Origin of the sequence: Phaeobacter sp. QD34_24 (assembly GCF_028890115.1) — a bacterium.
GTDB lineage: Bacteria > Pseudomonadota > Alphaproteobacteria > Rhodobacterales > Rhodobacteraceae > Phycobacter.
Genome location: NZ_JARCJD010000018.1, coordinates 81,351 through 92,855, shown reverse-complemented (window position 1 = coordinate 92,855; position 11,505 = coordinate 81,351). Strand labels below are relative to the sequence as shown.

General features: G+C 61.9%; 9 protein-coding genes. 8 read left to right on the top strand and 1 reads right to left on the bottom strand.

Annotation, left to right across the window (positions count from 1 at the left end; all coding sequences use genetic code 11):
• The first annotated feature begins 261 nt into the window (after positions 1-261).
• Complete coding sequence (locus tag PXK07_RS14960) at positions 262-858, top strand: hypothetical protein (RefSeq protein ID WP_274849139.1); 597 nt, start codon at positions 262-264, stop codon at positions 856-858.
• A 179-nt stretch (positions 859-1,037) separates the two neighbouring features.
• Here PXK07_RS14960 and PXK07_RS14955 read toward each other — a convergent pair whose 3' ends face one another.
• A complete protein-coding gene (locus PXK07_RS14955) occupies positions 1,038-1,625 on the bottom strand; it encodes a TetR/AcrR family transcriptional regulator (RefSeq protein WP_274849138.1) in 588 nt (195 codons plus the stop codon).
• A gap of 81 nt (positions 1,626-1,706) precedes the next feature.
• Here PXK07_RS14955 and PXK07_RS14950 point away from each other — a divergent pair, with 81 nt between their 5' ends.
• The 7 genes from PXK07_RS14950 to lpdA all read left to right on the top strand — a co-directional run bounded on the left by PXK07_RS14950 (position 1,707) and on the right by lpdA (position 11,445).
• Positions 1,707-2,120: a DUF4345 domain-containing protein gene (locus PXK07_RS14950; protein ID WP_274849137.1), complete on the top strand. Its 414-nt coding sequence runs from the start codon at positions 1,707-1,709 to the stop codon at positions 2,118-2,120.
• A 367-nt stretch (positions 2,121-2,487) separates the two neighbouring features.
• On the top strand, positions 2,488-3,681 hold the full coding sequence (sucC, locus tag PXK07_RS14945; protein ID WP_274849136.1) for an ADP-forming succinate--CoA ligase subunit beta: 1,194 nt from the start codon (positions 2,488-2,490) through the stop codon (positions 3,679-3,681).
• Between the two features lie 61 nt (positions 3,682-3,742).
• Positions 3,743-4,630 carry a succinate--CoA ligase subunit alpha gene (gene sucD / locus PXK07_RS14940; protein WP_274849135.1) on the top strand — a complete coding sequence of 296 codons (888 nt, stop codon included), beginning with the start codon at positions 3,743-3,745 and terminating at the stop codon, positions 4,628-4,630.
• A gap of 288 nt (positions 4,631-4,918) precedes the next feature.
• Complete coding sequence (locus tag PXK07_RS14935) at positions 4,919-7,873, top strand: 2-oxoglutarate dehydrogenase E1 component (protein ID WP_274849134.1); 2,955 nt, start codon at positions 4,919-4,921, stop codon at positions 7,871-7,873.
• 11 nt (positions 7,874-7,884) lie between these two features.
• The gene (gene odhB / locus PXK07_RS14930) at positions 7,885-9,393 is read left to right on the top strand and encodes a 2-oxoglutarate dehydrogenase complex dihydrolipoyllysine-residue succinyltransferase (protein WP_274849133.1); all 1,509 of its coding nucleotides are present in this window, start codon (positions 7,885-7,887) and stop codon (positions 9,391-9,393) included.
• 102 nt (positions 9,394-9,495) lie between these two features.
• Complete coding sequence (locus PXK07_RS14925) at positions 9,496-9,885, top strand: MAPEG family protein (protein WP_274849132.1); 390 nt, start codon at positions 9,496-9,498, stop codon at positions 9,883-9,885.
• Positions 9,886-10,050: 165 nt separating this feature from the next.
• On the top strand, positions 10,051-11,445 hold the full coding sequence (gene lpdA, locus PXK07_RS14920) for a dihydrolipoyl dehydrogenase (RefSeq protein WP_274849131.1): 1,395 nt from the start codon (positions 10,051-10,053) through the stop codon (positions 11,443-11,445).
• Positions 11,446-11,505 lie beyond the last annotated feature (60 nt).

The following is an 11,505-nucleotide window of genomic DNA, read 5'->3' as shown; positions in this document are numbered from 1 at the left end:
ACCCATAAAATGCCTCCGCACCGAATGCAGAAATCATACCATCATTCAGATCAGCAAGGGAGTTTTCACACAGCCTCCGGACGAAGCCGACTTTCGCCGCGACGGTGCCAACGACTGTTTTGATGCATTCGGCGACAGAAGTTCGGACCAAAAGCTTGGGGGCTGATCATTATCAGAAACAACTAATACCTACCAATTACCAAGAACTACGACTAGCTTTCCACGGGTTACTTGAGAAGAGCCGTCGGGGAGAAGGTGAAAATGCGACCTCTGATAAACCTATGTGTTAGTGCACTTTTGGCGCTTGTGGCTGGTCCAGCTCTTTCGAACTGCATCGACCTCACAAAGGGCAGCTCGTTCAACCTCACACGTGAAGAGCCACGCTTCACCGTTACAAATACGGTTTTTGACGACGGTACCGTCCTTGAACAAAGAGAGATGATCAGAAGCGGCAAAGTAGAAACAGTTATCACGACATATTGGAATGGCGTGGTGCCGGTTGACCGCAAATCCTCATCCAGCCGCGTCCAGTTAAAGATAAACGCAGATGTAAAGCGGTCTGAGTTGGGAAAAGCGGGCAAGTCCTACAGTTTTCCCGTTGCTATCCTTGTAAATGGGAACGAGGTCGACCGTGGTACGTACGTGATCGAGACGATCAGAAAGACCTATTTAGAAATAGCTGGCTGTCGCTATAGCGTTATGGTGGTGCGCAAAACCATAGATCGAAACAATGGCGATCCGATAAACGAAGAGGCTTTGCTCAGCTTAGATGCAGGCATACTGTTGGGAAATGTTGCCATGACGCCAAAGTGGCAAGCCAAACACGGAGTGTTTTTCGACAAGATCGAAGCTAACTAGTACACGGTGACGTCCGATACGAGTCACTCATACTACGTGGCCTAGGCATGGTATTGACACATAGGCAGCGGGTATCTTGTGGACTGCTAACAATGCGGTCATTGATGCGGGCCGCAACATCCGTTGAAATGGGCTCAAACCGGACCAACGCCTTGCAGACAAGACCTTTTCTTACCCATTCAGTCTTTGACCAGCGCCAGGGAAATCACCCGCTGCATTTCCATTAGATACTCCTCGGCACCCCAGCCGCTGTCCAAGACGCAGGCCGCCCAGCTGTCCATGTTCAATAGCGCAAGATACAGATCCGCCGCCCGATCCACCGTCAGATGGTCCAGCAGATCCCCGTCCGCCTGCAGCGCCTCAACCGCCGCAAGGCAGCCGTCCTTCATGGCGCCCATACGGTTGGCCCAGGCGGATTTCGCCTCTTCATCGCCCTGCCCCATCGCCATCAGCGCCTGTTTCAGCGGGTAGATCTGCGGGTAAAATTCCAGCATTGCGCGGGTATAGGCCGCAAGACGGCTTTTGCCGTCCGGCGCATCGCGGCTGGGGGCCAGCCTCGCGTCGATGTCCAGCCTGTCGCCAAAATGCAGGATCGCCGCGATCAGCATGTCCGAGCGGTTGGAGAAGTGATCATAGACCGTCTGCCGGGTGACGCCCGCCGCCCGAGCCACGTCGATCATCCGCAGCGGCGATCCTTCGGGCGCAAGCAGCAGGGACAGAACCGTATCCAGCAGCAGGTGACGGGTTTTTTCGCGCTTATTTGACATGATGTAAGATTTTGCTTGACTCGACGTAAGATTTTGAGCCACCCAATCAGCAATCTTACACAATGTAAAGCGATCGAAACCATGTCCTATCTCATCAAACCCTTCCTGTTTCTCTCTGCCGCCGTTCTGCTCCTGGTGGGCGTCATGCTCAGCTTCGCGCCCGAAGTGCTTTACGCCAGTTCGGGGCAGGTCCTGCAGGACTCCGTGCTGATCCGATCCGATCTGCGGGCGGGCGGAATGCTCTTGCTTCTTTCGGGCGTCTTCGTGCTTTGGGCCGCGCTGCGGGGCAACCAGATCCGGCCTGCGCTGCAGCTCTCTGCGCTGATCTACCTGGGCTACGGTCTGGGCCGTATCGTCAGCATCGCGCTGGACGGCGCGCCGGATGCAACGCTGGTCACCGTCACGGCGATCGAATGGGCGCTTGGCCTTGGCGCGCTGGCCCTGATGCGGCAGGGCAAGACCGCAGCCACAGGGCAGGCCTTGGCCGCAGGCTGAGCCCGCCTCCGGAACCGGGAAAATCGGGCCTCATCCTGTCCCGGATGGGGCCCTTTTCGTGCAAGATCCGCCGCCCGCCCACCTGGCCATTTCCCAGATCAGCCAGCACTCAGCACGCAGGCGGCAAACCGCAGCCACCGGGCATTGGCGCAACGCCTGACAACATTCGATGATTTGAATAAAATTCGAGGCGGCACTCGAATCAATCGACTGGGTGACGAAATTTGTGATCACGCTTTTCAAACGTGTGATCACAAAACCGAAAAATCTTCATCATTTCCCGGACAGCGATCAAAAAACCCTTTAATCCTTTGCCCTATGACGGCGTTATACCAAAGACAAAATTAGCCAGACGGGACAGTTTCTCATGAACATCCACGAATATCAGGCCAAGGCCCTCCTGCGCAGCTATGGCGCTCCGGTTTCGGACGGGCGCGTTGTGCTGAAAGCAGACGAAGCCAAAACCGCCGCGGGCGAGCTTGACGGCCCGCTTTGGGTGGTGAAGGCGCAGATCCACGCGGGCGGCCGCGGCAAGGGCTCCTTCAAGGAAGCCGACGCCGGTGAAAAAGGCGGCGTGCGCCTGACCAAATCGGTCGAGGAAGCCGCCGAGGAAGCCAAGAAGATGCTGGGCCGCACCCTTGTGACCCACCAGACCGGCCCGGCGGGCAAGCAGGTCAACCGCATCTACATCGAAGCCGGCTCCGGCATCGAGACCGAGCTGTACCTGGCGCTGCTGGTGGATCGTCAGACCTCGCGCATCTCCTTCGTCTGCTCCACCGAGGGCGGCATGGACATCGAGGAAGTCGCGGCAGAGACCCCGGAAAAGATCCTGTCCTTCTCGGTTGACCCGGCCACCGGCTACCAGGCCTTCCACGGCCGCCGCATCGCGTTTTCGCTGGGCCTCAAGGGCGCGCAGGTCAAGCAGTGCGTGCAGCTGATGGGTCAGCTCTACAAGGCCTTCGTCGAAAAAGACATGGAGATGCTGGAGATCAACCCGCTGATCGTGACCGATAGCGGCGATCTGAAGGTGCTGGACGCCAAGGTCGGTTTCGACGGCAACGCGGTCTACCGCCACCCCGATATCGCCGAGCTGCGCGACACCACCGAGGAAGACCCCAAGGAACTGGAAGCCTCCAAGTACGACCTGAACTACATCGCGCTGGACGGTGAGATCGGCTGCATGGTGAACGGTGCGGGTCTGGCGATGGCCACCATGGACATTATCAAGCTCTATGGTGCCGAGCCTGCGAACTTCCTCGATGTGGGCGGCGGCGCCACCAAGGAGAAAGTGACCGAAGCCTTCAAGATCATCACCTCTGACCCCAACGTCAAAGGCATCCTGGTCAACATCTTCGGCGGCATCATGCGCTGCGACGTCATCGCCGAGGGCGTGGTCGCCGCGGTGAAGGAAGTCGGCCTCAAGGTTCCGCTGGTCGTGCGCCTGGAAGGCACCAACGTCGAAGCGGGCAAGGAGATCATCAACACCTCCGGCCTGGACGTGATCGCGGCAGACAACCTGTCCGACGGCGCCGAGAAGATCGTGAAAGCCGTCAAAGGCTAATCCTTGGGGTGGGTGACAACCCACCTTTCCCCAAAGCTCAGAATTCTAAGGAGAACGCCAAATGGCAGTCCTCATCGACGAAAACACCAAGGTCATCTGTCAGGGCTTCACCGGCTCGCAGGGCACCTTCCACTCTGAACAGGCCATCGCCTATGGCACCAAGATGGTCGGCGGCGTGACCCCCGGCAAGGGCGGCCAGGACCACCTGGGCCTGCCGGTCTTCAACTCGGTCCACGAGGCCAAGCACGTGACAGAAGCCAATGCATCCGTCATCTACGTGCCGCCCCCCTTTGCAGCCGACTCGATCCTTGAAGCCATCGACGCCGAGATGGAGCTGATCGTCTGCATCACCGAAGGCATCCCGGTTCTGGACATGATGAAGGTGCAGCGCGCGCTGGAAGGCTCCGCATCGCGCCTCATCGGCCCGAACTGCCCCGGTGTCATCACGCCCGACGCCTGCAAGATCGGCATCATGCCCGGCCACATTCACAAACGCGGGAGCGTGGGTGTTGTGAGCCGCTCGGGTACCCTAACTTATGAAGCCGTGAAACAGACGTCCGATATCGGCCTCGGCCAGTCCACCGCAGTGGGCATCGGCGGTGACCCCATCAAGGGCACCGAGCATATCGACGTGCTCGACATGTTCCTGGACGATGACGAAACCACCTCGATCATCATGATCGGTGAGATCGGCGGCTCTGCCGAAGAGGAAGCAGCCGCCTTCCTCGCCGAGCAGAAGAAAAAGGGCCGCTGGAAGCCGACCGCTGGCTTCATCGCAGGCCGCACCGCCCCTCCGGGCCGCCGCATGGGCCACGCGGGCGCGATTGTCGCCGGCGGCAAGGGCGGCGCCGAGGACAAGATCGAAGCCATGAAATCGGCCGGTATCGTGGTCGCCGACAGCCCGGCGGGCCTCGGTGAAGCGGTGCTGAAAGCGATCGAGCTGGGCTAAGATGACTGTGGCTGATCATATCAGCCACGGGCAGCGCCCGACCTTCCCAATCGGAAGGTCGGGCGCCGCACTGCATGTGCGCCCCATCCAGGATTTGAACACCTCCCGTTTTCCCGGCCCCCTCACCCGGCCGTTTCACCCGGACTGTGTTGCAAAGGCGGCCCCTTGGGCAGTTTTTGCAGCAGAGTCCCCTTCCGGTTTCACCTTTCGGAAACCTCCAAGCGCCAGTCTGCCCCGAATGACCAAAGGTCACGACGTACACGGTCCGAACCCACAAGAGGCACCCAAATGACCGAACAAAGCCCCAACGATCTCTTCCATGCGTCCTCCTTCATGCAGGGACACAATGCGGAGTATCTTGAGCAGCTTTATGCCCAGTATGCCAATGACCCCAGCGCGGTGGATGCCGCCTGGGCCGAGTTCTTCCGCCAAATGGGCGATGCCGAGCTTGACGTGAAAGCAGAGGCCCAGGGCCCTTCCTGGGCGCGGGGCGACTGGCCGCCTGCGCCGAATGACGATCTGACCGCCGCCCTGACCGGCGAATGGCCGACCCCCGTGGAAACCAAGGCCGCAGGCAAGAAGATCGCCGAAAAGGCCGCCAAGGCCGGTGTCGAGGTCTCGGACGAGCAGATCCAGCGCGCGGTTCTGGACTCGGTCCGCGCGCTGATGCTGATCCGCGCCTACCGGATCCGCGGTCACCTGGCCGCTGATCTGGACCCGCTGGGGATGCGCGCCGATGAGCCTCACCCCGAGCTGGATCCCAAGAGCTATGGCTTCATGGAAGCCGACATGGATCGCCCGATCTTCATCGACAACGTGCTGGGGCTTCAGGTCGCCACCATGCGCCAGATCGTGGACATCGTGAAGCGGACCTACTGCGGCACCTTTGCGCTGCAGTACATGCATATCTCCGACCCCGAACAGGCCAGCTGGCTGAAAGAGCGGATCGAGGGCTATGACAAGGAAATCACCTTCACCCGCGAGGGCCGCAAGGCGATCCTGAACAAGATGGTCGAGGCCGAGGGCTTCGAAAAGTTCCTGCACGTCAAATACATGGGCACCAAGCGCTTCGGCCTTGATGGCGGCGAAAGCCTGATCCCGGCGATGGAGCAGATCATCAAGCGCGGCGGCAATCTGGGTGTCGAGGAAATCGTCATCGGCATGCCGCACCGGGGCCGCCTGTCGGTTCTGGCCAATGTGATGCAGAAACCCTATCGCGCCATCTTCAACGAATTCCAGGGCGGCAGCTTCAAGCCCGAGGACGTGGATGGATCGGGCGATGTGAAATATCACCTCGGTGCCTCTTCCGACCGCGAATTCGACGGCAACGAGGTGCACCTCAGCCTGACCGCCAACCCCTCGCACCTGGAGGCGGTGAACCCGGTGGTTCTGGGCAAGGTCCGCGCCAAGCAGGACCAGAAGAACGACCCCTCCCGCACCAAGGTGATGCCGATCCTGTTGCACGGCGATGCGGCCTTTGCCGGTCAGGGTGTTGTGGCGGAATGTTTCGCCCTGTCGGGCCTGCGCGGTCACAAGACCGGCGGCACCATCCATATCGTGGTGAACAACCAGATCGGCTTCACCACCGCACCGCATTTCTCGCGCTCCTCGCCCTATCCCACCGACAACGCGCTGGTGGTCGAGGCGCCGATCTTCCACGTCAACGGTGACGACCCCGAGGCGGTGGTGCACGCGGCCAAGGTGGCGACCGAGTTCCGCCAGAAGTTCGGCAAGGACGTGGTCATCGACATGTTCTGCTACCGCCGCTTCGGTCACAACGAGGGCGACGAGCCCATGTTCACCAACCCCTTGATGTACAAGAGCATCAAGGGCCACAAGACCACGCTCAGCCTCTATACCGAGCGTCTGGTCAAGGACGGTCTGATCCCCGAGGGCGAGATCGAGGACATGAAGGCGGCCTTCCAGGCCAAGCTGAACGAGGAATTCGAGGCCGGCAAGGACTACAAACCCAACAAGGCCGACTGGCTGGATGGGCGCTGGTCGCACCTCGATCGCCAGAAAGAAAACAAGTACCAGCGCGGCAAGACCGCCATCGCCCAGGAAACCTTTGACGAGGTCGGCGCGGCCCTGACCCGCCTGCCCGAAGGCTTCCCGGTGCATAAGACCATCGGCCGGTTCCTCGATACCCGCGCCAAGATGTTCGAAACCGGTAGCGGCATCGACTGGGCCACCGGTGAAGCGCTGGCCTATGGCTCGCTTCTGACCGAGGGGTTCCCGGTGCGCCTGGCCGGCCAGGACAGTACCCGCGGCACCTTCTCGCAGCGCCACTCCGGCATCGTGAACCAGGAAACCGAGGAACGCTATTACCCGCTCAACAACATCCGCGCGGGTCAGTCGCAGTATGAAGTCATCGACTCCGCCCTGTCGGAATACGCGGTTCTGGGTTTTGAATATGGCTATTCGCTGGCGGAACCCAATGCGCTGACGCTCTGGGAAGCCCAGTTCGGCGATTTCGCCAACGGCGCGCAGATCATGTTCGACCAGTTCATTTCCTCGGGCGAAAGCAAATGGCTGCGGATGTCGGGCCTTGTCTGCCTGCTGCCGCATGGTTTCGAAGGCCAGGGCCCCGAGCACTCCTCGGCGCGCCTGGAGCGCTTCCTGCAGATGTGTGGTCAGGACAACTGGATCGTTGCCAACTGCACCACGCCTGCGAACTATTTCCACATCCTGCGCCGTCAGCTGCACCGCACCTTCCGCAAGCCTCTGATCCTGGTGACCCCGAAATCCCTGCTGCGCCACAAGCTGGCGATCAGCAAGGCCGAGGAGTTCACCACCGGGTCGAGCTTCCACCGGGTGCTGTGGGATGATGCCCAGCAGGGCAATTCGGACACCAAGCTGGTCGCCGATGACAAAATCAAGCGCGTCGTGCTGTGTTCGGGCAAGGTCTACTATGACCTCCTGGAAGAGCGCGACGCCCGCGGCATCGACGACATCTACCTGATGCGGATCGAACAGTATTACCCCTTCCCGGCGATCTCGCTGGTCAAGGAACTCGAACGCTTCAAGGATGCCGAGGTCGTCTGGTGCCAGGAAGAGCCCAAGAACCAGGGCGCCTGGACCTTCATCGAACCCAATATCGAATGGGTGCTGACCCGCATCAAGGCCAAGCACACCCGGCCCACATATGTCGGCCGCGCCACATCGGCTTCGCCCGCGACGGGCCTAGCCAGCCAACACAAAGCCCAACAAGCCGCGCTTGTGAATGAAGCGCTGAGCATCTGAGGAAGAGACACATGACCACTGAAGTGCGCGTACCCACCCTGGGTGAATCCGTCACCGAAGCCACCGTGGCCACCTGGTTCAAGAAGCCTGGCGATGCGGTTGCCGTGGATGAAATGCTCTGCGAGCTGGAGACCGACAAGGTCACCGTCGAAGTGCCCGCCCCCGCCGCCGGCACCCTGGGCGAAATCGTCGCCAGCGAAGGCGATACCGTCGGCGTCGATGCGCTCCTCGCCACAATCACCGAGGCCGGCGCCGCAGCCGCAGCGTCCCCGGCGCCTGCCGCACCCGCTGCCGCGGCTGCGCCCGCAGGCGATGCAGGCGGCGCCACCGACGTGATGGTGCCCACCCTGGGTGAATCCGTGTCTGAGGCGACCGTCTCCACCTGGTTCAAGAAGGTCGGCGACGCGGTCGCGCAGGACGAGATGCTGTGTGAGCTGGAAACCGACAAGGTCTCGGTCGAAGTGCCCGCGCCCGTCGCTGGCGTTCTCGCGGAAATCACCGCGCCCGAAGGCACCACGGTTGATGCTTCGGCGAAACTCGGCGTGATCTCCGGCTCCGGGGCAGCGGTGGCGGCGGCCCCGGCTGCTGCGCCCGCTGCTGCTGCGGCGCCTGCCGCCGCGGCCAAGGACGTCGCCAATGCGCCATCGGCGGAAAAGGCCATGGCCGAAGCCGGGATCTCTGCCGCAAACGTTCAAGGCACCGGCCGCGATGGCCGCATCATGAAGGATGACGTCGCCCGCGCCGTGGCCGCAGCCGCTGCTGCGCCCGCACCGGCCCCTGCCCCCGCCGCCCCGCGCGCGCCGGTCGCAGCCGACGATGCCGCCCGCGAGGAACGGGTCAAGATGACCCGCCTGCGCCAGACCATCGCCAAGCGCCTGAAAGACAGCCAGAACACCGCCGCCATGCTAACCACCTACAACGAGGTGGACATGACCGAGGTGATGGCCCTGCGTAAGGAGTACAAGGACCAGTTCGAGAAGAAGCACGGCGTGCGTCTGGGCTTCATGTCCTTCTTCACCAAGGCCTGCTGCCACGCGCTGAAGGAAGTCCCCGAGGTCAACGCCGAGATCGACGGCACCGACATCGTCTACAAGAACTTCGTGCATATGGGCGTTGCCGCCGGCACCCCCACCGGCCTTGTGGTTCCGGTGATCCGCGATGCGGATTCGATGTCCTTTGCCGAGATCGAAAAGGCGATCGCCGAGAAGGGCAAGCGCGCCCGTGACGGCAAGCTCTCGATGGCGGAAATGCAGGGCGGCACCTTCACCATCTCCAACGGCGGTGTCTATGGCTCCTTGATGTCCTCGCCCATCCTGAACCCGCCGCAGTCGGGTATCTTGGGCATGCACAAGATCCAGGACCGTCCGATGGCCATCAATGGCCAGGTGGTGATCCGCCCGATGATGTATCTGGCGCTCAGCTATGACCACCGCATCGTCGACGGCAAAGGCGCCGTGACCTTCCTGGTGCGCGTCAAGGAAGCGCTGGAAGATCCCCGCCGTCTGCTGATGGATCTGTAAGAAACATAGGGCAGCGCCCGACCCTGGGTGGGTGCGAAAGCGCCCTCCCGGGGGGAGGGTCGGGCGCTGCCCGGCGTTGCCGGGCAATGAAAGAGGCCAATAATGACCGCTGAACTCACCGCCCTCACACTCGCCGCGCTGCTGCAGGTTTTGCAGTTCTTTGCCTATTCCATCACGGCCAACCGGCAGGTCGGCCCCAAGGTGGCGATGGGGCCGCGTGACACGCCGGTACAGCTGACCGGCACAGCGGGCCGCTTGCAACGGGCGCTGAACAACCACTTCGAAGGGCTGATCCTCTTCACCATCGCCTGCCTGGTGCTGACGCTTGGCGGCCAGTCCACGGAATTCACCGCCGCCTGCGGCTGGGTCTATCTGCTGAGCCGGGTGCTTTATGTGCCCGCCTATGCCTTTGGCCTCACGCCCTGGCGGTCGGTCGTCTGGTCGGTCGGCTTCCTTGCCACCGTTCTGATGCTGCTCGCGGCGCTGATCTGATGGTCCGCGCCCTGCCTCATATCCCCGAACACGGGCCAGGGCCGTGCACAGGCGGTGTACGCCCGGTGCACGGGGGGTGTACGGGGGGTGTACGGATGTCCCCCCCGGTTTCCGCCCCCTGTTTTCACCCCGGCCCCACTCTCATTCTCAACGAAAGGACCTCCCATGGCTTCCTATGACGTGATCATCATCGGCGCAGGCCCCGGCGGCTATGTCAGCGCCATCCGCTGCGCCCAGCTGGGCCTCAAGACCGCCATCGTCGAAGGGCGCGAAACCCTTGGCGGCACCTGCCTCAACGTGGGCTGTATCCCCTCCAAGGCGCTGCTGCATGCGACGCACTCCCTGCACGAGGCAGAGCACAACTTTGCCAAGATGGGTCTGAAAGGCAAAAGCCCCTCTGTCGACTGGAAGCAGATGAAGGCCTACAAGGACGAGGTCATCGGCCAGAACACCGGCGGCGTCGAATTCCTGATGAAAAAGAACAAGATCGACTGGCTGAAAGGCTGGGCCTCGATCCCCGCGGCCGGTCAGGTCAAGGTCGGTGACGATGTGCATGAGGCCAAGAATATCGTGATCGCCTCGGGTTCGGTGCCCTCCTCGCTGCCGGGTGTCGAGGTCGACAACGACAAGGGTATCGTGGTTGACAGCACCGGCGCGCTGGAACTGCCCAAGGTCCCGAAAAAGATGGTCGTCATCGGTGCGGGCGTCATCGGGCTGGAGCTTGGCTCGGTCTATGCCCGCCTGGGCGCCGAGGTCACCGTGGTCGAGTACATGGACGCAGTCTGCCCCGGCATGGACAAGGACGTGCAGCGCACCTTCAAGCGTATCCTTGAAAAACAAGGCCTTAACTTCATCATGGGCGCCGCCGTTCAGGGCGTCGAGACCAGCAAGACCAAGGCGAAGGTGACCTATCAGCCCAAGAAAGGCGGCGATGCCGAGGGGCTGGACGCCGATGTGGTGCTGGTTGCAACGGGCCGCAAACCCTATGCCGAGGGGCTGGGCCTCGATGCGCTGGGTGTCAAACTGACCGAGCGCGGCCAGATCGCCACCGACGCGCACTGGGCCACCAACGTCAAAGGTATCTACGCCATCGGCGACGTGATCGAAGGCCCGATGCTGGCCCACAAGGCCGAAGACGAAGGCATGGCGGTGGCCGAGGTGATCGCGGGCAAGCATGGCCACGTGAACTATGGCGTCATTCCCGGCGTCGTCTACACCACGCCTGAGGTTGCCACCGTCGGCGCCACCGAGGACGCGCTCAAGGCCGAGGGCCGCAAGCTGAAGGTCGGCAAGTTCAACTTCATGGGCAACGGCCGTGCCAAGGCCGTGCACCAGGGCGAAGGTTTCGTGAAACTGATCGCAGACGCGGAAACCGACCGTATCCTGGGCGCCGCCATCATCGGCCCCGGCGCGGGCGATCTGATCCACGAGGTCTGCGTCGCAATGGAATTCGGCGCCTCTGCCGAGGATCTGGCCCTGACCTGCCACGCGCACCCGACCTATTCCGAAGCGGTACGCGAAGCGGCCCTCGCCTGCGGCGACGGCGCGATCCACAGCTGATTGCCGGAATATCGAATGCAAAAGGGGGCGCCTTCACCGGCGCCCCCTTTTTTATATCGG